Genomic DNA, 24,918 nt, shown 5'->3' with positions numbered 1-24,918 from the left:
GTCATGGCCATCGCGGGTTCTGGATTGGTGGCGGCGCTGGCGGCAACGGTTTGCATGACGGGCTGCGCCAACCTGGGCTATTACTGGCAATCGGCCAGCGGCCATCTCAAGGTGATGAGCGCGGCCCGGCCGGTTGATGACTGGATCGCCGACAAGGAAGCGCCCGAGCGCCTGAAAGCGCGCCTCGCACTCAGCCAGCGCATCCGCACGTTCGCGGTGCAGGAACTGAAACTGCCCGACAACCCCAGCTATCGCCGCTACGCGGACCTGCAGCGCAACGCGGTGGTGTGGAACGTGGTGGCCGCGCCGGCCTATTCCATGACACTGCGCCAGTGGTGCTTTCCGGTGACGGGATGTGTGGGCTACAAGGGCTACTTCGACGAGGCGCAGGCGCGTGCCGAAGCAGACAAGGCCAGGGCCGAAGGCCTCGAGGCCGCGGTGTATCCGGTGCCCGCCTATTCGACGCTCGGGTGGATGAACTGGGCGGGCGGCGATCCGCTGCTCAACACCTTCATCAACTACCCCGAGGGTGAACTCGCCCGCATCATCTTTCATGAACTGGCCCACCAGGTGGTGTACGCAAAGAACGACACGATGTTCAACGAGTCGTTCGCCACTGCGGTCGAGCGGCTGGGCGGTGCACGCTGGCTGGAGACGCAGGCGCAAGCGCCTGCGCGGCAGGACTACCTGCAGTACGACGGCCGCCGCACTGAGTTTCGCAAGCTCACGCTCGCAACCCGCAAGCGCCTCGAATCCATCTACGAATCCACGCAGGGCGACGAGCGTGAGCGGCAGAAAAAGGCTGCGATGGACGAGTTCCGCCAGCAGTACGCGAAGCTGCGTGACAGCTGGGGAGGAGACCCCGCGCGCTTTCGCGGCTACGACCACTGGGTGGAGCGCGCGAACAACGCGGCGTTCGGCACACAGGCCGCCTACGATGAACTCGTCCCGGGACTGGAGGCGCTGTTCGCGCGCGAAGGCCGCGACTGGACGCGGTTCTATGATGCGGCGAAGTCGCTGGCGGCCCTGGGCAAGGACCAGCGGCACGCACGATTGAAGACGCCCCAATAGCGATCCACAACAACACACACCAGGAGACTCGAGTTGCCAGATATCCACATCACTCGAAAACACGCGCTGGGCTTGCCGGAAGCTCGCAAGCTCGCCTTCCGCTGGGCGGAACTCGCCGAAGAGCGGTTCGACATGGAATGCACCTATGAAGAGGGCAAGACGTCCGATCTCGTGAGCTTCACGCGCTCGGGTGTGAATGGCGAACTGAAGGTGACCAAGGACCACTTCGCGCTCGATGCGCGCCTGGGCTTTCTGCTGGGCGCGTTTCGCGAGCGGATCGAAAGCGAGATCGTGAAGAACCTCGACCTGCTTCTTGCACAGGAAGAACCGCTGAAAGCGTTCGACGAGGAAGTCGCGCGCCGCACGGCAGGCAAGAAGGAGGCGAAGACTGCGGCGGCCAAGGCGGTGCCCGAGAAAAAATCCGCCCCAAAGAAGAAAGCCTGACCCGGTGAGTTCGCCAACCCCTGCCAGTCCCGGTCCCGGCCCCGGCCCGCTCGACGGCCTGAAGGTCGTCGAACTTGGCCAGCTGATCGCCGGCCCCTTTGCCGCCAAGACGCTGGGTGACTTCGGCGCGGACGTCATCAAGATTGAATCCACCGGCGGCGGCGACCCTTTGCGAAAGTGGCGCTTGCTCAAGGACGGCACGTCGGTGTGGTGGCAGGTGCAGTCGCGCAACAAGCGATCGGTGGTCCTCGATTTGAAGGACAGCCAGGCGCAGGAGATCGTGCGGCAGCTGGTCGTCGAGGCCGATGTGCTGATCGAAAACTTCAGGCCCGGTGCGATGGAAGGCTGGGGCCTGGGGCCGGATGCATTGCTGGCGCTGAACCCGCGCCTCATCATGCTGCGCATCAGTGGCTACGGGCAGACGGGGCCTTATCGGGACCGGCCCGGATTCGGTGTCGTGGCCGAGGCGATGGGCGGCCTGCGCCATCTCACTGCCGAGCCGGGCCGCGTGCCGGTGCGAGTCGGCGTGAGCATCGGCGACACGCTGGCCGCGCTGCATGGCGTGATCGGCATCCTGCTGGCCCTGCACCATCGCCATGCAAGCGGCAAGGGCCAGGTGATCGACATGGCCTTGTACGAGGCAGTGTTCAACTGCATGGAAAGCCTGCTGCCCGAGTACAGCGAGTTTGGAGCGGTGCGCCAGCCCAGCGGCAGTGCGCTGCCTGGCATTGCCCCGACAAACGCTTATCGCTGCGTGGATGGTTACGCGCTGGTGGCAGGCAACGGTGACAGCATTTTCAAGCGCCTGATGGCGGCGATCGGGCGTGCCGATCTTGGAGCCGACCCGGCCCTTGCCGACAACGCGGGCCGCGTGCTGCGGGTCGATGAAATTGATGCTGCGATCGGCCAGTGGACCGCCACGCGCACGGTCGATGACGTGCTCTCGGTGCTGGCCGCAGCATCGGTGCCCAGCGGCAAGATCTACACGATTGCCGATATCGCGGCGGACCCGCATTACCTGGCGCGCGGGATGATCTCGCAGGTGACGATGGACGACGGCAGCACGCTATCGGTGCCGGGCATCGTGCCCAAGCTCTCGCTCACGCCCGGCGGCCACAGGCGCAACGCACCGACGCTGGGTCAGGACACTGACGATGTGCTGCGCGAGATCGGGTTGACAGCGCAGCAGATCGAGGCGTTGAAGGCGCGGGGGATTGTGGCCCAAGACCCGGCTGAGGCTCGACCCGGCAATCCATGAATTTCGACGGCCGTAGCCGCTGCGCGGTGGATGCCGGGTCAAGCCCGGCATGACAGCCAACTAGCTCAGCGACTCGATCAGATCCACGTACTGCTGCATTGCGTCGTCGCTGGACGTGCCCTTCAAGCCGTTCCATGCATCCCACTTGGCGCGACCGACCATGTCGCCAAAGCCCGGCTTCTTCTCGGAGTTGTCGCCGGCCGTTGCCTGCTTGTACAACCCGTAGATTTTCAGCAGCGTCGCGTTGTCTGGACGCTCGCTGAGGTTCTTCGAGTTGGCAACGGCTGCCTGGAATGCGGCATTGAGATCGGCCATGTGATTGTTCCTCCAATGAGTCAGTGCGGGTAACTTCGCGGTATCTTACGGCCAGCCGCGCGCCCAGAATAGGGGGCTAGCACCCAACCCCCCGGAGACTCCCCGAATGGTCACCCGCATCGTCGCCCAGCAAGTGGCCCAGCAAGTGGCGAAGAAAGCCGGCAAGTCCGCGCGCAAGGCCGTGCGCAACGTGCAGCGCAATGCGTCGCGCGCTGCGACCGGCATGCTGGGCATGTCCGGCGAGCGCATGACCAAGGTCGATACCGCGTGGCTGCGCATGGACACACCCAGCAACCTGATGATGATCGTGGGCGTCTGGACCATACAGCCGGGCATCCGCTACCAGGACCTGTGCCAGCGCGTCCAGGAGCGGCTGCTCAAGTACGCACGCTTTCGCCAGCGCGTCGAACAAGACACCGCGGGCGCGACCTGGATCGAAGACGAGGATTTCGACATCGAGCGCCACGTCGTGCGCGAAAAGCTCCCCCGGCACGCCAAAGGCCACGAACAACAGGCGCTGCAGGATCGTGTGGGCGAACTGGCAATGCAGCCGCTCGATCACCAGCATCCGCTCTGGCAGATTCACCTGATCGAGGACTACCAGGGCGGCAGTGCGATGCTGGTTCGCATCCATCACTGCATTGCCGATGGCATCGCGCTGATCTCGGTCACCATGTCGCTGGTCGATGGCGGCGCGCCGCCGCCCGAGCGCAAACGCAAGCATGTGGCCGAGAACGCGGAAGACTGGATCGCCGACACGCTGATCAAGCCATTCACCGACATGACAGTGAAGGCCTTGGGTGCGGCAGGCGAGGGCGCCGTCAAATCGCTGGGCATGCTGCGCGATCCGCAAAAGGGCATGGCCGGATCGCTCGATATCGCCAAGCTCGCGTATCAGGTCCTGTCGGATGCAGCGGCGCTCGCCTTGATGCCCGACGATTCGAAAACGCGCCTGAAGGGCAAGCCGGGCCTGGCTAAACGCGTGGCCTGGTGCGAGCCGCTGCCGCTGGAAGAAGTCAAGGCAGTGGGCAAGGCGCTCAACTGCTCCATCAACGACGTGCTGCTGTCATGCGTGGCCGGCGCCATCGGTGAGTACCTGCGCCATCTGGGCGATGACGTCACCGGCCAGGAAATCCGCGCCATGATTCCGGTGAACCTGCGGCCGCTGGACCAGGCCTACAAGCTGGGCAACCGCTTCGGCCTCGTGCCGCTGGTGCTGCCGATCGGCATGGAAAACCCGATCGAGCGCGTTTACGAAGTGCGAAGGCGCATGAATGCGCTCAAGGGCAGCACGCAGCCGCTGCTGGCGTTCGGGTTGCTGGCAGTAGCTGGCCTGTTGATCAAGCCCGCGCAGGACGCGATGCTCAATCTGTTCGGCAAGAAGACCACCGCCGTCATGACCAACGTGCCCGGTCCGCGCGAGAAGCTCAAGCTGCTGGGCTCCACGCTGGAGCAATCGATGTTCTGGGTGCCGCAGTCCGGCGATATCGGGCTGGGCGTTTCAATTCTGAGTTACGGCGGCGGCGTGCAGTTCGGTGTGATCACCGACACCACGCTGTGTCCGCAGCCGCAAAAGATCATCGATGAGTTCACGCCGGAGTTTGCGAAGCTGTCGATCGTCACGCTGATGCTGCCCTGGGGCGAGTGACGCCACAGTGATGCGGGCGTGACCTCCCAGCGTGGCATCATTGCCCGCTCATTTGAATCCGCACCGCCACGACAATGATCGAACGCTACCGGCACTTTCCGTTTCCACTGAACGTTTACGCACACCTGCTGGTTCGCAGCGGCTGCAACCTGGACTGGTTGCACTACGGCCTGTTCGCCAACGCGAGTGACAGCTTCGCGCAGGCGCAGGCGCATTCCACTGAACTGTTGCTGGAGCGGCTGGTCCCGGCGCCTGCGAGCGTGCTGGAAGTGGGCACCGGCATGGGCGCGACGATGTCCATGCTGCTGGCGCGCGGCTACGACGTGACAGGCGTGAACCCGGACGCGGGACAGATTGCGTATGCCAATGAGCGATTTGGCACTGGCGAAAAAATCATCTGCTCGCGCTGGGAAGATTTCGTGCCCGACCGGCAATGGGACCAGGTCCTGTTCCAGGAATCGGCGCAGTACATCGCACCGGCTGATATTTTTGGTGGCGCAGCCCGCGCGCTCAAGCCCGGTGGCAAGCTGCTCATCCTCGATGAGGTGGGCCTGCGTCGCGCTTATGAAGGCGAGCAGGGCCTGAACCTGCTGTCCGATTACATGGCGGCCAGCGCTGCCAATGGCTTCACGCTGGACGAGCACCTGGACTTGTCCAAGCTCGCAGCGCCCACAGTCGATCACATGCTCAAGTCGGCCGATGAATTGCGCGATGAACTGATTGAACAGGTGGGCGCGACCACCGGGCAGATAGACGGTCTGAACGCCTCGAACCTGGCGTACCGCGAAAAATATCGCGACGGCCGCTACGGTTATGCGCGGCTGGTCTTCAGCAAAACCTGATCAGCTTTCTGCCGAACTGATAGGCATCTGGCCAAGCCGGAAGTTCACGAACTCTTCTTCGTAAGACTTCGCAAGATCCGTCTTCTGCTTTTCGGTCAGCACCTTGCCGGCCAGCTGGAAGATCGCGTGCTCTTCGTCTTCGAGGTGGTGATAGACCTTGTGGTGCAGCTTCTTGAAATGCGCGAGCCAGCCGGATGAACTCATCTCCATCGAATTGAGCTCGTCGACCAGCTTGTCCATCTCATGGTGCTCGGCCATGCCGTGCCGCGATTGCGCCATCGATTCGTCGTGGTCGATGAGCGGGCTGTAGAACCAGCGCTCCTCGGCTGCGGCGTGCGCGGCGAGTTCGTGCTTGAGCTCGCGGTACAGCCGGTTGCGCTCGGGCGAATCGCCCTGCGTTTGCAGGATCTGCGTTGCCAGGGCACGCTGCGTGTCGTGCGAAATGCGCAGGGCTTCAAAAATGTTCATGCGCAGATGTTGCGGGCGAAGGCTCAACAGTGCTGTAGGCGCTGGCCGCATGAACCCATCGGAACGGGTCTATTTGCACGGCGGCACAATCGACCCCCATGAAGTTCAATCTGGTTGGCTGGCGTGCAACGGTATCGTTGATTTCGCTGGTCTTGCTTTCCACGATGTTGACCAGCACGCTCGCGCAAAAAGCGCCGACGCCGGTCAACGCCAGCCGCCTGGCGAGCGCTGCCCAGGACCCCGCCAACTGGATGACCGTGGGCGGCACATACGCCGAAGCCCGCTACAGCGCGCTCGACAGGATCAACGTGTCCACGGTGCCTCGCCTCAAGCTCGCCTGGTGGGGCGACTTCGAGACCAATCGCGGGCAGGAAGCAACACCGCTCGTGGTCGATGGCGTGCTCTACACCAGCACCAGCTGGTCCCATGTGTACGCCTACGACGCTGCCACCGGCAGGCAGCTGTGGCATTACGACCCCAAGGTGCCCGGCGCCAAGGCCGTTCATGCCTGCTGCGATGTGGTCAGCCGGGGCATTGCTGCATGGAACGGCAAGATCTATGTGGCCACGCTGGACGGACGCCTCGAAGCGCTCGATGCGGCAACCGGCCAGCGGGTCTGGTCCACGCGAACCTTCGATGCGAAGTCGGTCAATACCATCACCGGCGCGCCACGCGTGGTCAAGGGCAAGGTGCTCATCGGACAGGGCGGCGCCGATTTTGGTGTGCGCGGTTTCCTGGGTGCGTACGACGCCGAGACCGGCAAGCCCGCGTGGCGCTTCTACATGACGCCCAACCCGCAAAACAAGCCCGATGGCGCCGCATCCGACAAGGTGCTGATGGACAAGGCGTTCCCGACCTGGGGCGATGGCGGCTGGAAGCAGACGGGCGGGGGCGCGACGCCCTGGGACACCATCGTCTACGACCAGGAGTTCGACCAGATCATCGTCGGGACCGGCAATTCAAGCCCGTGGAGTTCGAAGGCGCGCGGTGCGGGCGACAACCTGTTCGTCGCCTCGATACTGGCGCTCGACCCGGACACGGGCGCGTACAAGTGGCACTACCAGCAGACGCCCGCAGATGACTGGGACTTCACCTCCACCCAGCCCATCATCCTGACCGACCTCACGATCAAGGGGGCGACGCGAAAGGTGTTGTTGCACGCGCCCAAGAACGGGTTCTTCTACGTGATCGACCGGCGCGATGGGAAGCTGGTTTCCGCCGAGAAGTTCACCTCGGTCAACTGGGCTTCGCGCATCGACCTCGAAACCGGAAGGCCGGTTGAAAATCCGGCTGCGCGCTACGCCAGGACCGGTGAGCGATTCGTCGCCATGCCCGGTGCCTTCGGCTCGCACAACTGGCACCCGATGGCCTTCAGCCCGAAGACGGGACTCACCTACATCCCGGCGCAGGACGTGCCCATCGACTATGCCGCCGACGACGGCTACGGCTATCAGTCGAATTCGCAGAATCTGGGCATCAGTTCGCTGACCTTTGCAGGCCCGAAAAATGAGGCTGATCGCAAGTCGATGGCCCTGAAGACCCGCGGATTCCTGCTGGCCTGGGACCCCGTCAACCAGAAGGAGGCGTGGCGCGTCCGCCACCCCGGCATCTCGGCTGCCGGCGTGCTGGCGACGGCGGGCAACCTCGTGTTCCAGGGCGGACCCGACGGCCGTTTCAATGCTTACCGGGCCGACACCGGCGAGCGGCTGTGGAGCTGGCAGGGCTTTGACGGCATCATCGCCGGGGCGATGACCTACGAGGTCAAGGGCGAGCAGTACGTGGCGGTGCTGAGCGGTTTTGGGGGGTCGAACGCGCTGTACTTTCCGTTCATCGAGACGCCCAGGGTCGGCTTGAACGGAAGGGTGCTGGTCTTCAAGCTCGACGGGCAGGCAAGCGCACCCGACAACAGCCGTCCGCACCCGCCGCCCAATGTGCCGGACCAGACCTGGTCAGACGCTGTCATCGCAAGGGGGCGCACGCTCTACAGCTACTGCGGTACCTGCCACGGCCAGGGCGCATACGGCCACAACACGATCCCCGACCTGCGCCGCTCCCCGATGTTGACGGCGCGCGGGGCGTGGGAAGCCGTGGTCCTGGGCGGCGCGCTCGAAGCCCGTGGCATGCCCAACTGGGCCGGCACCCTCACGTCGCAGGACAGCGAGGCGATCCGTGCATTTGTCGGTGACCGGGCGCGACTGCTTCGGGATGAGACGTCGCCGGGAACACCCGCAGTCAAGCCCTAATCGTCCAGCTCCGCCCGGGCCAGCGCCACATCGAGGTGCTCGGTCGCATCCGCCGGCTTGCTCGCGGCGGCTTGCTCATAGAGCCGTGTGGCGTCCTTGAGCTTCTTGTCGCCTTCCAGCATGACCAGGCCGTTGGCGTATTCGATCATGCCGATGGGAGACGCGGGATTGAGCTTGAGCGCATCCTGGAAGAGCTTCAGGCCGATGTCTTTCTTGGCGCCGTAGGTCATGCCGCCAATGAGCGTGCCGACCTTGTCGATCACCTCGGCGTGGAACGCGCCCAGCGCAATGTGCGCATCGGCATGCTTGGGCTGCAGCTTGATGCAGCGCTCCAGCGCTTCCTTGACCTTGCCGCCCAGGCCCTGCGCGAGCGCCTTGGCCACACTGATGCCCTGGCTGTAGCGGCCCAGTGCGTAGGCCTGCCAATACCAGGCGTTAGCGTTCTTGGCGTCCTGCACCGCGAGAGCCTCGGCACGCTGCGCGACTTCCATGAAGAGGTCGAGCTTGATCTTTTCTTTCTTCTCCAGGTAGTTGGCGTAGACGGCCGTGGCCTTGTTGGCCACCGTGATGCCGTCTGCGCCTGCCTTCAAGCCTGCTTCGGCGGCGCGCTGGTAGTCACCGTTGTGAAAGAGCACCCATGCATCGAGCACGGCCGCATCGAGGGGCAAGGGTTCGGCGTCGCCTGCGTGCAGGCGAGACCAGTGCTTTTTCACACCGGTCGCGTCGAAATCGTATTCACCCAGTTGGGGGAAGGCTGTCCACTTCGCCATGTCGTCTAGTCTCCCGTCTTCTTTTTGTGTCAGGTGTCAGGACGCCGGGTTGCTATAGGCCGATACCAGCCCAAGCAGATGCATGCGCTGCCCCTGTTCGAGATAGGGTACCAGCAGATTGAGGACGTGATGGGCCCCGCGCAGCAATGCGAGCTGCGCGCTTTCGGGCTCCAGCGCACGGCGCGGGTCGCGCACATATTCGTAGCTCAGCCAATAGGTCAGCACGACCACCATGCTCGTGGCGGTCGGCTCCATTTCGCGCGTGTCCATCGACAGCGCGCCGGAGCGGTTCATGCCGTCCAGCAGTGCGCGGATCGCGCGTGTCTTGTTCTTGAGCACCCACTGGAAATGCGTTTCGAGCCGGCGGTTCTTGGACAGCAGGTCGTTCAGGTCGCGGTACAGAAAACGGTATTGCCAGATCAGCTCGAACAGCGTGTGCATGAAGAACCAGGCGTCTTCCACGTCGCGCACGCCATCGCTTGCATTGAGCAATTCGCCCAGCGATTTCTCGTAGCGGTCGAACAGCGAGTTGATGAGTTCGTCTTTGGCCGGGTAGTGGTAGTAGAGGTTGCCGGGGCTGATGTTGAGTTCGGCCGAAATCAGCGTGGTCGAAACATTCGGCTCGCCAAAGCGATTGAACAGCTCGAGCGTCACCTCCAGGATGCGCTCTGCGGTACGGCGGGGCGCTTTCTTGGCCATGGGTTTCAGGCGGCGGTGGCCGTTGGGGTGGCGGGCTGGGCAATGGCGTAACCGAGGTCGTCCATCGCTTCCTGCAACGAGACAATCGCGCGGCCGATGCGAGTCGGCGGCGCGCGGCGCGCAACGAGGTGGCGCCTCGGGTCGTCCAGCACCTCGGCGTCGAGTTCAATGCCGTGCCGCGCGAATTTGGCAGAGAGCGTCGTGCGGCGCGAACGCAGCAACGCGCGTGTCTGCTGGTAGGCATGCTCGGCAAGCTGTCGGCGCTGGCTGTAGCTGAAGGTGTTGGCCAGGTACAGCTCGGGGTCGCGGTGGTCTGCTTCGACCAGCACGATGTCGGTGTGGGGGTAGGCGCGTTCGTAGTGCTTCATGCCCAGCTCCATTCGTGAATGGATCATCGAGCGGAAGGTCTGCGACAGCACGGCGGGCAGGCCGCCATCGGCGATGCGCGGAATGGCGCGCTGCTCTTGCGTGAGGCCGCGCTGCATCACGCGTGCGTTGGCGGCCTTGGTCGAATTGAACGGCACCAGCGGGTTCACGCACAGCATGAGGTCCACGCCGTCATCGAGCGCGACCGAGGCGTGCATCGTCTTCTTGAGTGCGCCATCGACGAAGTACTGGTCGTCGATCTCAACCGGCGGGAACAGGCCGGGCAACGCGCTGCTGGCCTGCACGGCCTTGGAGATGGTGATGTGGTCCCAGCCCGGCCGGCCGAACGGTGCGGCGTCGCCGGTGTCCAGATTGGTGGCGACCAGCGTCAGCCGGGTCTTGAGCTTGCGAAAGTCGTTGGTGCGGCCATTGCGCGAGAACAATTCGGCCAGGCGCGTATCGACCAGGTCGTTGGAGAAGATGCCGGTGGGCAGGCTCTTGCCCAGGCGTTCCAGCGAGTGCGTGAGTGTGCGGCGGCCAACGGTTGCACGCCACAGCGCCGATGCGGCCAGGCCCGGAAACATGATCGCGCGGCGGGCGAATTCGCTGTATGCGGGCACGAGCAGCCAGGAGGGGTCGAACACGTCGGAGGCACCGTCATCGTTTTCGATGAATGAGGCGCACAGTGCGCGCGGCGTGATGCCGTTGGCGAGACCCGCTGCGATGAAGCCGCCAGCCGACACACCCACGTAGTGATCGAGCTTCGTGAAGTCCACGCCCTTGAGCGATTCGTCGAGCGCGCACAAGGCGCCGATTTCATAAATGGCGCCCAGCGGACCACCGCCGGCCAGGGCCAGCGCGATCCTGGGTTTGTTCGATTTTTGGCGTGTCATCAATGATCAGTGTAGGGGGCTTGCACCGCCGGACTTGTTGCGATGCAGCAATCACCAAAGCAAAGGGCGCCGAAGCGCCCTTTGTCAGATGGGGTTGAGAGCGATCACGCCGACTTGCGGGCCGATGCGGTCTTGCTCGCACGCTTGGCTGCCGGTTTGGCGGCCGTCTTGCGAGTCGCTGCCGACTTGACCGCCGCACTGCCGCGCGCGCTCATCTTCGCGACGCTGGCATTGAGCTCGTCGATGCGCGCGATCAGCACATCGATGTCTTTTGCAGATGGCACGCCGAGCTTGTTCAGTGCCTTGGAGACGCGGTCTTCAAAGATGGTTTCCAGCTTGTCCCACTGGCCCGATGCCTTGGACGAAATATCGGTCGCCATGTTGGCCATGCGGTTGGTGGCCTCGGAGATTTTTTCTTCTGCGGCGGCCTGCGTCTTGCGCTGGATGGAAGTGCCTTCCTTGACCAGTGCCTCGAACACCTTGCCGCCTTCTTCCTGGGCCTTGGCAAAGGCGCCCAGGCCTGCGAGCCAGATCTGCTGCGCCGATTCCTTGACGGTGCCGGACAGGTGCGCGGCGTCCTTGAAAGAGACGGAAGAAGTGGAAGACGACGAATCGGGCTTCTTTGTCTTGGTGACCATGGGCAGTGACTCCTGACGAATGAATGGATGCCACGACTTTAAGCCCGCACGCGACCGGGGAATTAGGGCCGCGTTCCTAAACGGGCTGGCGGTCAACCCTGAGAGCTCTTCCGTCGCGCGGGTTTGTGCGCAATGATGCGGCGGCTTCTTTGCGCAAGAATGACCGCAAAGCGAATCCCCACGCAAACCCAATTCAATCCCTGGAGGTCAACCCATGCAGTATTTCGTCACCGGCGCAACGGGCTTTATCGGCAAGCGCCTCGTCAAGAAACTGCTGGAGCGCAAGGGCTCGGTCGTTCACTTCCTGATCCGAAAGGAAAGCGAAGGCAAGGTCGCGGGCCTGCGCGAGTACTGGGGCGTGGGCGCGACGCGCGCGCATCCGGTGTTTGGCGACCTCACCGGCAAGAAGCTGGGCGTGTCGTCCGAAGACATCAAGAAGCTCAAGGGCCAGATCGACCACTTCCATCACCTGGCTGCCGTGTATGACCTCAGCGCCGATGAAGAAAGCCAGATCGCCGTCAACATCGAAGGCACGCGCAACACGGTCGAGTTTGCCAAGGCGATCGATGCCGGGCACTTTCACCATGTGTCGTCGATTGCTGCGGCCGGCCTGTACGAAGGCGTGTTTCGCGAAGACATGTTCGAGGAGGCCGAGAACTACGAGCATCCGTACTTCCTGACCAAGCACGAGAGCGAAAAGATCGTGCGCAAGGAATGCAAGGTGCCCTGGACGGTGTACCGCCCCGCGATGGTGGTGGGCGACAGCCAGACCGGCGAGATGGACAAGATCGACGGCCCGTATTACTTCTTCAAGCTGATCCAGCGCATGCGCCAGATCCTGCCGCCGTGGATGCCTGCGGTGGGCCTGGAAGGCGGGCGCGTGAACATCGTGCCGGTGGACTTCGTGGTCAATGCGCTGGACTTTTTGAGCCACAAGACAGGCATTGGCAAGCGCTGCTTCCATCTGGTGGACCCGGTGGGCTATCGCGTGGGCGATGTGCTGGATATTTTCAGCCGCGCTGCCCATGCGCCGCGCATGAACCTGTTCATCAATGCGGCCTTGCTCGGCTTCATTCCCAAGGGCATCAAGAAGGGACTGATGGCGGTGGCGCCGGTGCGCCGCATCCGCAGTGCGATCCTCAAGGACCTGGCACTGCCAGAAGACATCCTCACGTTCGTGAACTACCCGACGCGTTTCGACAGCCGCGATACGGCTGCTGCGCTCAAGGGTTCGGGCATCACCGTGCCCAACCTGAAGGACTATGCGTGGCGCCTGTGGGACTACTGGGAGCGCAACCTCGATCCCGACCTGCACATCGACCGTTCGCTGCGCGGCACCGTGGGCGGCAAGGTCGTGCTGGTCACCGGTGGCTCGTCGGGCATCGGCCTGGCGGCTGCACACAAGTTCGCGGAAGCCGGTGCCACCACGATCATCTGCGGGCGCGACCAGGACAAGCTCGACGAAGCGTGCAAGGAAGCCAAGGCCAAGGGCTATGAGTTCATCGCGTATTCCGCCGACATCGCGGACATGGCCGATTGCGACCGCTTCATCGCGCAGCTGATTGCCGATCATGGTGGCGTCGATTTCCTGATCAACAACGCGGGCCGTTCGATCCGCCGCGCCATCGAGTCGAGCTACGACCGCTTCCACGATTTCGAGCGGACCATGCAGCTGAACTACTTCGGATGCCTGCGGGTGACGATGGGCCTGTTGCCCGGCATGTCCGAGCGCAAGAAGGGTCACGTCGTCAACATCAGCTCGATCGGTGTGCTGACCAATGCACCGCGCTTTTCTGCTTACGTGGCGTCCAAGGCGGCGCTCGATGCGTGGACCCGTTGTGCATCGAGCGAGTTCGCCGATCGCGGCATCAGCTTCACCACCATCAACATGCCGCTGGTTCGCACGCCGATGATCGCGCCGACCAACATCTACAAGAACGTGCCGACGCTCGCGCCCGAAGAGGCCGCCGACATGATTGCCGAGGCGTGCATCGGCAAGCCGGTGCGCATTGCAACGCGCCTGGGTATCACCGGGCAGGTGATGCATGCGCTGATGCCGCGCATTGCCCAGATCGCGATGAACACCAGCTTTCGCATGTTCCCGGATTCGTCAGCGGCCAAGGGCGACAAGAACGCGAAGTCGACGCTGTCACCTGAAGCGATGGCGATGCAGCAGATGATGCGGGGTATTCACTTCTAAGGTTGTCATGCCGGACTCGATCCGGCATCCACCGCGCAGCGGCGACAGCCGTCCAAGACATGGATTGCGGATCAAGTCCGCAATGACAGCCTGTTGAGCCGCACTTACATCCCTGTGGGAAAATTCCTCCTTTCCGCAGTTAGGCAAAGTCATGGATGAGGTGGTGCAGGAGCAGGGGGCGCAGGCTGCGCAGGCGAAGCGATCGCAAGATGGCTGGGAGGACCGGCCGGTGGTCATTCGCGCAACTGGACTTGGCAAGGCCTACACCTCGTTCTCCAGTCCGTTGCAGCGCCTGCAGTCCGTGCTGTTCGGGCGCGACCTCGCGCAGGAAAAATTCTGGGCGCTGCAGGACTTCAGCCTGGAGGTTCACCAGGGCGAAGTGCTCGGTGTCGTCGGCCAGAACGGCGCGGGCAAATCGACGCTGCTGCAGCTGCTGTGCGGCACGCTCAATCCCACCACCGGCACGCTTGAATCGCACGGCCGCATCGCGGCGCTGCTCGAACTCGGCGCGGGCTTCAACCCGGAATTCACCGGACGCGACAACCTGCTGCTCAATGGCCCGCTGCTGGGGCTCACCCGCGAACAGTTGCACGAGCGCATGCCCGAGATCATCGAGTTCTCTGGCATAGGTGCGTTCATCGACCAGCCCGTCAAGACCTATTCGAGCGGCATGTTCGTGCGGCTGGCGTTCTCGCTGGCAACCAGTGTCGACCCCGACATCCTGGTCGTCGATGAGGCGCTGTCGGTGGGCGACGGCGAGTTCGCCCGCAAGTCGTTCGACCGCATCCTGCAGATGAAGGACCGGGGCACGACCATCCTGTTCTGCTCGCACGCGCTGTACCAGGTCGAAGCGTTCTGCACGCGAGTGGTCTGGCTGCATCACGGCAAGGCGCAGGCGATCGGCTCGCCCAGCCGCGTGGTCGGTGAGTATTCGCGCTATCTCGCCGAGCAAAGCTCGCCCGGCCAGCCGCCTGCCCCTCCCGGCATCGTGGAAGGCGGTCTGCCCGTGCACCACGGAACGCATGTGGATGGCGAGCAGGCGATGGAAGAAATCGACCGGCCTACCGCAACACCCGGACATGGCGCGATCTCGCGTGTCGAGTGCTCGATGGATGGCGTGATTTCGGATCGCCTGGCCTGCGAATCGGGCCAGGGGTGCCTGCGCGTGGCCATCGAGTTCGAATCGGACCCGGCGCTTGCGCCGCCCGCCGCCGGCATCAGCATCGAGATCGGGACGGTGATGTTCCTGTCGAGCGTGAGCTCCAAGAGCGACGGCATCGTGCTGGAGCGCGATGCCAATGGACGCGGCCGCGTCACGATGTCATTTGACAAGTTGCCGCTGCGTAAGGGCGAGTACCTCATCAATGCCTATCTGGGCACTGCAGACGGGCTGCACTTTTATTCGGCGGCTCAGGGTGTCGCGGTGCTCACCGTGACCGATTCAAGGCCCGAGCCCGGCGCGGTGGATTTGCCACGCACCTGGGAGACCGCGCGCGGTCACCAGCGGCGCGTCATCACCTGAACGCGCCTGCGAAGGTCAGGCTGCCTTCGCGCAGTCTGCGGCGCTGCGCACGGTGAATACTTCGGCGAACCTGGCTTCACGCGACGGCACATAGATCGCGCGGTATTGCGCCAGCCCGAAGCTCGCATCGACATAGTTGCCATGCGGCAGCACGGTGCGATGACACAGCAGCGCCTGTCGCTTGACCAGCGCGGTCGCCGTGATGTCCACGACATGCGTGGCCGGCACCGGCGTCCAGATTTCATAGAACAGCACCTTGTCCACGCCCTTGGCGCGGGCCAGCACGTCGCAGCTGGCGCGTGCGATGCGTGAATGGTCCGAGTGCGAATCGAGCAGCCAGGGCATGAACACCCAGTTGGGCTTGACCTGCTCCAGCAAGGCGGCAAGTCGTTTGCGATAGGCGGGTGTGTCGGTGAATGCGCCGTCCGGCTCATCGAAGCAGGTGATGGGGCGGTTCACGCCGAGCAGCTTGAGCGCTTCGGCCATCTCGGCCTTGCGCGTGTCGCTCGCACCTTCTGGCAGGTCGCCGGCTCCGTCGCCGTTGGTCACCAGCAGCACGCTGATTTCGGCAAAGGGAGCGAGTTGCGCGAGCGTGCCGCCGCAGCCCAGCGTCTCGTCGTCCGGATGCGGCGCGATCACGAGCACGCGCTGCGCGCCGGACAGATCGAGCGCAGGTGGCAGGGCGTTTCCGGCAGGCACTTCAGGCGCGCGGCGCTTGATAAATTTCAACATAGCGTTGTGTGATTTCCTCTGCGGCGGGCCAGCTGCCAGAACGGCCGGCGGCGCGCCGGGCCCAATCGTGCCTCAACGAAGGATCGCGTGCGAGCGCGGCAATTGATTTTGCGAGCGCAGCTGTGTCATTGGGTACCAGCCATGCGCCGTCGCCGACAACCTCTGCCACACCGCCGACCGGGCTGCAGATCGAAGTCAGTCCGGCGCACAGGGCTTCAAGGTTGGCCAGGCCAAATGATTCGGTGCTGCTGGCGCTCACGTAGATGTCGGCTGCATGCAGGTAGGGGGTGACCTCATCGACGAACGCGAACTCGACTCGCTCATCCATGCCGCAGCGCGCAGCCACGGCCTTGAGTTCAGCCGGATCGCCGCCACCCAGCAGCACGACGCGCAATGCAGGCACCTCGCGCACCACCTCGGCGCAGGCTTCGATCACGCGATCGAAACATTTGAGCGGCACCAGCCTGCCCACGCCCAGCACGACAAACTCATCTGCTTGCCAACCCAGCTGCGCGCGCGCTTGACTGCGACTGTCATCGCTCGTCAACCCGACAGCGGGCTTCGCGTGAGGAACCGCGTGCCAATGGGCAGGCGGCGCTCCCACGCACAGGTCGCGCGCCAGCTCGACAAGGCAGGCTTTGGTGGGCGCGATCACCCAGTGGGCATGCGACAGCACGGTGGTCTCGATGCGGCGCATCAGGCGTTGCATCCACGGGCCCTGCGTCAGGCCGTCCTGGTGCGTGGCCATGCTGTAGCTGCCGAAGCCATGCTCGGTCACGCCCCAGCGCACCTGCTTGCCCGATCCGATCAGGCCGAACCACACGCCCAGCGCGAGCCACGGATCGTGCGCGTGAACATGCGTGTAGTGCTCATCGCGCGCGATGCGCGCTGCTGTGACGCCCACTTGCAGCCGCTCGACCCAGGCGCGCACGATCGCCATCCAGTCGGCCCGCATGCGCAGGCCCGGCCATCTTGAAAAGCGCCGGATCATGTCCTCGCGGTACTGGAGTTGCCCCGGCGTGATGTCGTCCTGGCACAGGTAGCGAACCGCGATTCCGCGTGCTTGCATGGCTTCGACCACCGGCATCAGGCTGCGCCCCAGGCCGTAGCGTCGATCGGGCCCCGTCTCGCGGGTCACCATCATCACGCGCACAGGCGGCTCCTCATCGGAAATCGGTGTCGCCACCGGTGAGCCACCAGCGGCCCTGAAGCTCATCGACGGTGGCGGCCGGCGTCCAGATGTTGGCAGGCACCATCAGCTCCATGGGCGCAACCCGTGGTTGCGTCGGATCGAGCAGGGGTGCGTGGCTCTTGGTCACCCACATGAACGCGCGTTGACGGCCCTTGCGCGCCGTCCAGCGGCGAATGGCGCGAACCAGATGCGGCCAGTCCTGCGGATCACCGACGAGGTCGAGCACTTCGACGCCGCCTTCGTCGCGGTCGCGGATGGCGACGACGCCTGCGGCCTTGCGCGTGATGCGATTGCGCACCAGCAAGAGCTCATAGTGGTTGACCGGATGCGTGCCGTAGCGTTCGGTCAGGTAAGCCCAATGCCGCTGGCCGATCAGGCTCGCTGCGAACTGCGCTTTCATTGAAGACCAGAGCCCGTCGACGGCGGCGCGATGCGATGCGTTGACCGGCACCAGCTGGGTGAACCAGCTTTCAGGCGTGTCATCCGGCTCCCATGCCAGCTCCATCATCTGGTCGATCTGCTCGTAAAGGCCCAGCCGCTGCGCGACCTTGAGGGCCTTGTCCGTCGGAAACCCATAGCCGAGCAAAGCAGGCAGGTCGTGGCCGCCGTTGCGTTCCATGTAGGTCGATGCGGCGAGCTGGAATGGGCCGGTGCGCGTGATGACCGCGCGCTCGTCGGGCCTGGTCATCACATCGCCGATCTGCATGACGGGTTCGGGTGCGCCGCCAAAGCGCAGCACCTCGCGCGTCATGCCGCCATAGAACGCCACGAGTTCGCCGTTGCGCCACGCGCCCATGCCGGGCAGCGGGTTGTGCCGGTATTTCCAGCGCCACAGGTCGGTCGCCATCCGGTAGCCGAAAGCGGCTTCAAACAGCGCCATCCACTGCTCGAAATGCCGGTGCTCGACCCAGCCGGGTGTCCAGCGCGGCACGCGTTCGCGCAGCCAGCCGCTGTCTTGCCGCTTCCAGCCGAACCGCTGTGCAAGTGCCTCGAAAGTGGCGGCGCCGAGCCGGTCGAGTTGCTCGATATCGGAGAGGTCGGCCACATCGCCTGGTGCGCCGTCGCGGCTGCGCGCTTGCAGGGCTTCGAAGAGCCTGACTTCTTGTGGGACGTGCTGCGTCATGTGGTGCGGTGCATTGGCTTGCGGGCCTTGTTGCTGCTGCGCGCCGGCCTCAAAGCTCGTCGGCAAATGCGGGGCGCAGCCGTTCGAACAGGCGGTAGGAAAGCCAGGCGAACACCAGCCCCGCGAGCGTGTAGATCCCCAGCGTCTGCCAATCGGGCGCGCGGCCTTCAATCAGCACACGGCGCAGGTTTTCGATGGGCATGGTGAGCGGGTTCATCCACAGCGCTGCTGCGAGATACGCGGGCAGCGCCTTGGCCGGGAACAGAACGGGCGACAGGAACAGCAGCATGCTCACTGCCGGACCGACGGCATGCGCGATGTCGCGGATGAACACGCCGAACGCCGCAAGCAGCCATGCCAGCCCCAGCAGAACCGGCACGCAGGCTGCGAACACCAGCGGCGTCGTGAGGATCCAGGGCGTGATGGGTGCCCCGGTCCAGACCAGCGCCATCAACAGTACTGCGAGCGCAAGCACCGCATGGAACATGGCCGTGCCGACGCCCACCCACGCCAGCACTTCAAGCGGGAAGACGACGCGCTTGACGAGGTTGGGCTGCTCCAGGACGAGGCGGGGCGCACGCCCGATCAGTTCACCGAACAGGTTGAAGATCACCAGGCCCGCGAAGACCTGCAGCGCGAATTCGGCCGTGCTGTCGCCGCCGCCGGGCCACTTCGCCTTGAAGACAGAGCGAAAAACAAAGGTGTATGCGCCCAGGATGAGCAGCGGATACAGCATGGTCCAGCCCAGGCCGATGATGGAGCCCTGGTAGCGCGAGCGGATGTCGCGGCGGATGAGCTGCATCACGAGGTATCGGTGCAGAACAGGCACCAGCGGGTAAGCGCGGCGCAAGAGTGCCTTTGGACCGCTCGAAAGACTTTGGACAGTGGTGTTCATGAGGCAGGTGCGAGTACCGCAGCCAGGGGTTCGAAGCGTGTATCCCACGCATGGGCCCCGCGAAATGCGGACACTGATTCTGCCGTATCGCGGCTGGCAAGAAGTGCGTCGATTTGTGCGCGGGCCTCGCCGGGGCTGGATGTGAGAAGCACGCGCGGCGCATCGGCGTGCTGGCGCATTTCGCCAAACGGCGTCGAGATCACGGGCAGCCCGAGCGCGCGGTATTCGTAATACTTCACCGGATCGACCGATTCGGTGAGCTCGTTTTGCAGGAATGGAATGAGCCCCGCGCCGAAACCCGCCATCGTCCGCAGGGCCTGCGCATGGGGCAGTGCAGGGTGCAAGTGCACGTTGGACGGCAGCTTCACCGTGGGTTGCCGGTACATGGGTCCGTGGATTTCGACGGCGCGGTCAGGCCACGCAGTTGCCAGCGCGGCCACCCACTCCCAATCGAACCATGCGCCCAGCGTGCCGACGTAGCCGAAGCTGCTGCCGGGTGAATGGGGGGCGCTGGCGTCGGGCATGCGTTCGGCTGCAAGGCCGTTGGGCACGAGGTGGACGTTGCCATTTGCCTTGCGCAGACGCTCGGCCAGATAGGTCGATGAGGTGCTGCAGGCAAAGCAGCGTTCGACAATCGCCCGCTCGATCTGCGCATTGGTCGTTCGCGCGGCCCCGCGATGGAATGCGGGGAAGTCGTCCATCGCATCGTAGAAGCAGCGTGCACCCGGCATGGCTTGCATCGCGGAGAGCGCGAGATGGGATGGCTTGCCCACCACGATGAGGGTCTGCGGGTCACGCTGGGAGAATTCGCGCAGTTTCGAAATGATGTTCGGCCAGAAAACCGTCTGGTTGAGCACGCGACCCAGGCCGAGCGGCTCCACCGGCAATGCCCTTGGCGTGATCACTTCCAGCCAATCGGGCAGCTTGTCCGCAATGGGCAAGGTGCTGGCAGGCCTGCGCAAGTCCTGCAGCATCGGCAGCCGAACCGGGTAGGGCTCCACCCACAAAACGCGAGCGCCCAGTCGTCGGTGCGCCCATCCCGCGAATTCATGGGGCCGCTGCTGAAAGCTGGCCCACGGAACCGCCGAGAAATAGATCAGCTGCACGAGGCGTGGAATCGCTGCAACACGTCCACGATGCGTTCGGATGCATGGCCGTCGCCATAGGGCGACACACCCTTGGCCATAGCGCGCCAGGCCGCATCGTCATCGAGCAGCTTTTGCGCAGCCGCGATGATCTTTGCGCTGTCCGTGCCGATCAGCTGCACGACGCCGAACGCGACGGCTTCGGGGCGCTCGGTCTCTTCGCGCAGCACGAGCACGGGCTTGCCCAGCGCAGGCGCCTCTTCCTGCACGCCGCCCGAGTCGGTGAGGATCAGGTGCGCGCCCTTCATCGCGGCGACGAACGGCTGGTAGTCCAGCGGTGTGGTGAGCGTGATGCGCGGATTGCCGCCCAGCATTTCTTGGACGGTCTGTTGCACATTCGGGTTCGGGTGCACTGGGTAGAGCACTTCGACGTCGGGGTTGTTGGCCACCAGCGTGCGGATCGCGTTGCAGATTTCGACCAGCGGCGCGCCAAAGCTTTCGCGGCGGTGGGCGGTGACGAGAATCAGTCGCCGGCCGGGCGTGGGTTCGAGTGCTGGGGTGCGCGCCGCCATCGTCTGCAAGGCGTCGATCACGGTGTTGCCAGTGACGTGAACCGCATCGGCGGATATGCCTTCACGCAGCAGGTTGTCGCGCGAGCTGGTGGTCGGCGCGAAATGCCAGCGGGCCATGTGACCGGCGAGCACGCGATTCATTTCTTCCGGGAATGGCCGGCGCATGTCACCGGTGCGCAGGCCGGCTTCCACATGGCCGAACGGGATGTTGAGGTAGAAGCTCGCGAGCGCCGACACCATCACCGTGGTCGTGTCGCCCTGGGCCAGCACGGCGTCGGGCTTTTCTGTCTTGAGCACGCTGTCCATCGCCAGCAGCATGCGCGCGGTCAGTGCGGTGAGGTCCTGGTTGGGCTGCATCATGTCCAGGTCGATGTCGGGCGTGATGCCGAACACCTGCAGCACCTGGTCGAGCATGTGGCGGTGCTGCGCTGTCGCGAGCACGCGCACTTGCGCCCATTCCTGCGCCTGCAGCGCCAGGATCACCGGGGCCATCTTCACCGCTTCGGGCCGCGTGCCCACCACGCAGACGATCTTGCACTTCTTCATGTTGTTGGCTTCGGTTCGCGGTAGACGTGAGGCACCCAGGGACCCCATTTGCGCTCGTAGATTTCCTTGTTCTTTTCAAACAGCGCCTGCCGTGTCGAGCTCTTGAGCTTGTCGAAGCTGGCCGACAGGTGGTGATGCACGAACACGTCCTCGGCAATCGCCAGCCGCCAGCCGGCAGCACGCGCGCGGTTGCAGTAGTCGTCGTCTTCAAAAAAGCCCAGGCCGAAGGCTTCATCGAGCCCGCCGACTTCTTCGTAGACCTTGCGCCTGAGCGCGACGCAGAAGAACGCCAGCACGCGGTTGTCGATTCGCTCGCCTGCGTGATGAACCGCGCGAGCCGCAGCCCAGGCCGGCATGTCGGCCTTGTCGGTATAGCCCACGTCGATCTTGGCTTCATTACCGATGTTGTCGGTGACCGGGCCGACCATGCCGAGCCCCGGGTCGCTGACGAAGTGGCGACGCAGGCCGTGAATCCAGCCGGGCGACACCTCGGTGTCGTTGTTGAGCATGATCAGGTAGTCGCCCGTTGCGACCTTGAGTCCGACGTTGTTGCCGGCCGCAAAGCCCAGGTTCTTGCTGTTGAGGACCGGCTTGACCCACGAACGGCCTTTGGCGTATTGGGTCAGCCAGGCGGGCGTGTCATCACTGGAGGCGTTGTCGACCAGGATCAGCTCCAGGTTGGGCCAGAGGCTGTGCTTTTCCACCGACTCGACGCAGGCCTTGGTGAGTTCGAGGTTGTTGTAGCAAAGCACGATCAGGCTCACCCTGGGCAGGCAGTCGGCCACCGCCTTCGAGAACTGCTCTGCGCGCGCTTCCCACGAATGGCCGGACGCCCAGCTTCGCCGTGCCGTAACCGCCTGCGGGTCCTTGTTTTCTTCGAATGCCAGCTCGATGGCCCTTGCAAAACCAACAGCGTCGTCGGCGATCTGCACCTGGTCGGCGATGGCTTCGAGCTCCGGCATGCGGGTGGCCACGACTGGCTTGCCAGCGCTCAGGTACTCGTAGACCTTGACCGGATTGGTGCAGCTGGTGAGTTCGTTGATGAGGAAGGGGATCAGGCACACGTCGAACGCGTGGACCCAGCCTGGCAACTCGTTGTAAGGCACTTCGCCGACGAACTCGATGTTGTCGACCTTCTGGGCCTGCGAGATGTCGCAGCCGAAGGTCGAGCCCACCAGGATGAAGCGCCACTGGGGACGGCTTTGCGCCAGGTCGATCACCAGCTGGATATCGAACCACTCGGAAATCGCGCCGAAGTAGCCGACGACAGGGCGCTCGTCCCTTGCGATCTTCAGCTCGGACGGGACGTTGGCGAAGTGGGCGACTTCGGTGCCGTTTCGCACGAGCGCATGCGGCTTGCCCGGCGCGCGCGCCTGCATCATGTCGGCCAGGCGGCTGGATGTCGTGACCAGCAGGTCGCAGGTTTTCAGCAGCAGGTGCTCTTCACCGAGTGAAGCGCCGATGTTGTTGGAAAAGCCTGCGTGGTAGTCCATGCAGTCATAGACCACCAGGTTCGCAGGCAGGCGGGCCGCGACCGGTCTCCAGAACGGAAGATCGATCAGCGACACCAGCGGGCCGAGATCGGCGGTCTGTTGCAGCCACACGAATGTGTCCGCCAGTTGCTGTGCCTGCTCGACGGACAGCGCGCCTTCATAGATGTTGGGCACCGGATGCGGCAGCGCGAGCTGCAGCAGGAAGATGTTGGGCGCGGGCGATTCGATCAGGCGGCAGTCGGCGGGCCCTGAGCCGTCCACGAACGTGGTGCTCACGTAGAGCACGCGATGCCCCTGGCGGCCGAGTTCGCGCGCCATGTGCTGCGGCCGCTGGATGCGGAAATGCCAGTCGATGACCGGGAACAGGATCACCGTGAATGCGCCTGGCGTGCCGCCAGCCAGCGCGGCGCGCCAGTCGCAGGCCTGGCCCGTGCCCGGAACTTCTGCCGCAGGTGCGAGGTGCATGGGCGGCAAGGGCCGGCCCAACGCCTGTCGGACCACTTTCTGCACGGGCGTGGGGAGCTGTCGCCAGACGCCCTTGACCGATCGCTTGGCCTTGCGCATCAGGGGGCGCCAGACGGTGAACTGTTCCTCGCGAAGCATTGCGGCGGTCGAGTTGTACTCATTCATCGCGCGATGCAGCGCTTCGCCCACGCGCATCGCCGATGCGGTTGCCTCCAGCCGCGCGGCTTCGGCTTGTGCCAGCGTATCCGCCGCGGCTTGCGCGCTGCGCCTGGCTTCGGCTTCCCATCCTTGCGCAAGAGCCGCGGAACTGGCCGCTGCCTGGGCCGCCTGCTGGCGCTCGGCTTCGATGGTCTGTTCCAGCGCCGCAATCGCCGCAAGCCGGACCTGTTCCTGTTGCAACAGCTGCGAGCGCCACGCCTGTTCGGCAGTGGCAAAAACCTGACCGAGCTGCGCGAGCTCGACGTGACGGGCCTGCAGGTCCTGGTTGAGCCTGAGGACCTCGCCTTGCCAGGTCGCGGTTTCGGCGGTCAGCCTCTTGATATCCCGGTTGAGCGCGTCTTGCACACGAAAGCCGCGCCGGGTCTTGTCCCAGATCGCAGCCCAGTCTTCCTGTCGAATCTCAGGCAGCCACTTGCGCAGGATGCGCTGCGCATATTCTTCTTGAAGGGCTGTGTTGCCGTAGAGCCCGGAGTCGCCGGAACCCAGCCGATAGGTGGCGCTCACCTGGTCGACATGTTCAAAGCGGGTGCCGCGCGACAGCTGTATCCAGAAATCCCAGTCTTCGAAGATCGGCAGTGCCTCGTCGAAGCCGGCCACGCGCAGGGCCGCCGCACGCTGGAACAGCACGGCGTGGATCGGCAGGTAGTTCTCCAGGATGAGCCGGGCCGCATCGAACTCGAAGTTGTAGCGCATGACCTCGCGCGGCTCGCCCGACTCGTCCATTTCCACGCAGCTCACTCCGGAGTACGCGGCGACCGCCTGCGGCTCACGCAGCAGGCGCAATGCCAGCGCCTCAATGTGGGTGGGGCTGAACCAGTCGTCGTCGTCCAGAAAGCAGATCCACTGGCCGCGCGCCGCCGCGATGCCGGCGTTGGCTGCCTGGGACCGTGACAGACGCCCACCCTTGGATACGGTCTGCACGGGAAAGGGTCCGCACTTGTCGCCAACGGGGGCGTGTCCCTCGCCTTTCGCGTTCACCAGGACGACTTCGATCGCCGGCCAGGTCTGCACGGCAATGCATGCCAGGGCCCGGGTGAGCGTCGGCCGGTCCATGCTGCGGATGACGATGCTGGCGAGCGGGGCCTCGCCGGACGGCAGATAGGGTGGGATTTGGGATGACATGGGGAATTTGGATGGGGCACTCGGGCCGCCGGTCGCCCGTTGCCGCCTGTGGGCGAGGCACCTGTCGGGCGGGGCGATTCTATCGCACGGGTCCGCT

At 64.4% G+C, this 24,918-nt stretch carries 21 protein-coding genes; 8 read left to right on the top strand and 13 right to left on the bottom strand.

Annotated elements, in window-relative coordinates; translation table 11 throughout:
- The first annotated feature begins 3 nt into the window (after window positions 1-3).
- From AQ12_RS02195 to AQ12_RS02185, 3 genes are read left to right on the top strand one after another with little or no spacing between them, the layout of a single operon-like run.
- Entirely contained in the window at window positions 4-1,071 is a 1,068-nt protein-coding gene (locus AQ12_RS02195) for an aminopeptidase (protein WP_048438267.1), read from the top strand.
- 33 nt (window positions 1,072-1,104) lie between these two features.
- Complete coding sequence (locus tag AQ12_RS02190) at window positions 1,105-1,515, top strand: polyhydroxyalkanoic acid system family protein (protein WP_048438210.1); 411 nt, start codon at window positions 1,105-1,107, stop codon at window positions 1,513-1,515.
- A 4-nt stretch (window positions 1,516-1,519) separates the two neighbouring features.
- Window positions 1,520-2,773, top strand: a complete 1,254-nt coding sequence (locus AQ12_RS02185) for a CaiB/BaiF CoA-transferase family protein (RefSeq protein WP_048438209.1) — start codon at window positions 1,520-1,522, stop codon at window positions 2,771-2,773.
- Window positions 2,774-2,833: 60 nt separating this feature from the next.
- Here the strand turns inward: AQ12_RS02185 and AQ12_RS02180 are convergent, their stop codons facing one another.
- A complete protein-coding gene (locus AQ12_RS02180) occupies window positions 2,834-3,088 on the bottom strand; it encodes an acyl-CoA-binding protein (RefSeq protein WP_048438208.1) in 255 nt (84 codons plus the stop codon).
- Window positions 3,089-3,194: 106 nt separating this feature from the next.
- Here AQ12_RS02180 and AQ12_RS02175 point away from each other — a divergent pair, with 106 nt between their 5' ends.
- Complete coding sequence (locus tag AQ12_RS02175; protein ID WP_048438207.1) at window positions 3,195-4,736, top strand: wax ester/triacylglycerol synthase family O-acyltransferase; 1,542 nt, start codon at window positions 3,195-3,197, stop codon at window positions 4,734-4,736.
- A gap of 74 nt (window positions 4,737-4,810) precedes the next feature.
- Window positions 4,811-5,578 (top strand): cyclopropane-fatty-acyl-phospholipid synthase family protein, encoded by a 768-nt coding sequence (locus AQ12_RS21895; RefSeq protein ID WP_053076522.1) that lies wholly within the window; start codon window positions 4,811-4,813, stop codon window positions 5,576-5,578.
- Here AQ12_RS21895 and AQ12_RS02165 read toward each other — a convergent pair whose 3' ends face one another.
- Window positions 5,579-6,046 carry a hemerythrin domain-containing protein gene (locus AQ12_RS02165; protein ID WP_048438206.1) on the bottom strand — a complete coding sequence of 156 codons (468 nt, stop codon included), beginning with the start codon at window positions 6,044-6,046 and terminating at the stop codon, window positions 5,579-5,581.
- A 98-nt stretch (window positions 6,047-6,144) separates the two neighbouring features.
- On the opposite strand from AQ12_RS02165, the gene AQ12_RS02160 reads away from it, so the two are divergent.
- The gene (locus tag AQ12_RS02160) at window positions 6,145-8,289 is read left to right on the top strand and encodes a PQQ-dependent dehydrogenase, methanol/ethanol family (protein WP_082151366.1); all 2,145 of its coding nucleotides are present in this window, start codon (window positions 6,145-6,147) and stop codon (window positions 8,287-8,289) included.
- Here the strand turns inward: AQ12_RS02160 and AQ12_RS02155 are convergent.
- The 4 genes from AQ12_RS02155 to AQ12_RS02140 all read right to left on the bottom strand — a co-directional run bounded on the left by AQ12_RS02155 (window position 8,286) and on the right by AQ12_RS02140 (window position 11,655).
- Window positions 8,286-9,059: a hypothetical protein gene (locus AQ12_RS02155; protein ID WP_048438205.1), complete on the bottom strand. Its 774-nt coding sequence runs from the start codon at window positions 9,057-9,059 to the stop codon at window positions 8,286-8,288. The genes AQ12_RS02160 and AQ12_RS02155 overlap by 4 nt on opposite strands.
- A 36-nt stretch (window positions 9,060-9,095) precedes the next feature.
- On the bottom strand, window positions 9,096-9,758 hold the full coding sequence (locus AQ12_RS02150; RefSeq protein ID WP_048438204.1) for a TetR/AcrR family transcriptional regulator: 663 nt from the start codon (window positions 9,756-9,758) through the stop codon (window positions 9,096-9,098).
- 5 nt (window positions 9,759-9,763) lie between these two features.
- Window positions 9,764-11,017 (bottom strand): patatin-like phospholipase family protein, encoded by a 1,254-nt coding sequence (locus AQ12_RS02145; protein ID WP_048438203.1) that lies wholly within the window; start codon window positions 11,015-11,017, stop codon window positions 9,764-9,766.
- A gap of 104 nt (window positions 11,018-11,121) precedes the next feature.
- Complete coding sequence (locus AQ12_RS02140; protein ID WP_048438202.1) at window positions 11,122-11,655, bottom strand: phasin family protein; 534 nt, start codon at window positions 11,653-11,655, stop codon at window positions 11,122-11,124.
- Between the two features lie 214 nt (window positions 11,656-11,869).
- Here AQ12_RS02140 and AQ12_RS02135 point away from each other — a divergent pair, with 214 nt between their 5' ends.
- Both AQ12_RS02135 and AQ12_RS02130 read left to right on the top strand, forming a co-directional pair.
- Window positions 11,870-13,855, top strand: a complete 1,986-nt coding sequence (locus AQ12_RS02135; RefSeq protein ID WP_048438201.1) for an SDR family oxidoreductase — start codon at window positions 11,870-11,872, stop codon at window positions 13,853-13,855.
- 151 nt (window positions 13,856-14,006) lie between these two features.
- Entirely contained in the window at window positions 14,007-15,377 is a 1,371-nt protein-coding gene (locus AQ12_RS02130; RefSeq protein ID WP_053076521.1) for an ABC transporter ATP-binding protein, read from the top strand.
- 15 nt (window positions 15,378-15,392) lie between these two features.
- On the opposite strand, the gene AQ12_RS21890 is transcribed toward AQ12_RS02130, so the two are convergent.
- From AQ12_RS21890 to AQ12_RS22365, 7 genes are read right to left on the bottom strand one after another with little or no spacing between them, the layout of a single operon-like run.
- On the bottom strand, window positions 15,393-16,109 hold the full coding sequence (locus AQ12_RS21890) for a PIG-L deacetylase family protein (RefSeq protein ID WP_053076520.1): 717 nt from the start codon (window positions 16,107-16,109) through the stop codon (window positions 15,393-15,395).
- A complete protein-coding gene (locus tag AQ12_RS21885; protein ID WP_082151365.1) occupies window positions 16,078-17,325 on the bottom strand; it encodes a glycosyltransferase family 4 protein in 1,248 nt (415 codons plus the stop codon). Before AQ12_RS21885 ends, AQ12_RS21890 begins: the two co-directional genes overlap by 32 nt.
- Entirely contained in the window at window positions 17,273-18,424 is a 1,152-nt protein-coding gene (locus tag AQ12_RS02115; RefSeq protein WP_152682640.1) for a GNAT family N-acetyltransferase, read from the bottom strand. Before AQ12_RS02115 ends, AQ12_RS21885 begins: the two co-directional genes overlap by 53 nt.
- 49 nt (window positions 18,425-18,473) lie before the next feature.
- Entirely contained in the window at window positions 18,474-19,319 is an 846-nt protein-coding gene (locus AQ12_RS02110; protein ID WP_053076518.1) for an ABC transporter permease, read from the bottom strand.
- A complete protein-coding gene (locus AQ12_RS02105) occupies window positions 19,316-20,425 on the bottom strand; it encodes a hypothetical protein (RefSeq protein WP_048438199.1) in 1,110 nt (369 codons plus the stop codon). The genes AQ12_RS02110 and AQ12_RS02105 overlap by 4 nt, the downstream gene beginning before the upstream one ends.
- Window positions 20,416-21,522, bottom strand: coding sequence for a non-hydrolyzing UDP-N-acetylglucosamine 2-epimerase (gene wecB / locus AQ12_RS02100; protein WP_048438198.1), 1,107 nt, complete (start codon window positions 21,520-21,522; stop codon window positions 20,416-20,418). The genes AQ12_RS02105 and wecB overlap by 10 nt, the downstream gene beginning before the upstream one ends.
- Window positions 21,519-24,821 (bottom strand): glycosyltransferase, encoded by a 3,303-nt coding sequence (locus AQ12_RS22365; RefSeq protein WP_082151364.1) that lies wholly within the window; start codon window positions 24,819-24,821, stop codon window positions 21,519-21,521. The genes wecB and AQ12_RS22365 overlap by 4 nt, the downstream gene beginning before the upstream one ends.
- Between the last annotated feature and the right edge of the window lie 97 nt (window positions 24,822-24,918).

Source organism: Caenimonas sp. SL110 (assembly GCF_001044395.1).
Lineage (GTDB): Bacteria > Pseudomonadota > Gammaproteobacteria > Burkholderiales > Burkholderiaceae_C > Ramlibacter.
This window is presented reverse-complemented; position numbering and strand designations above follow the sequence as displayed.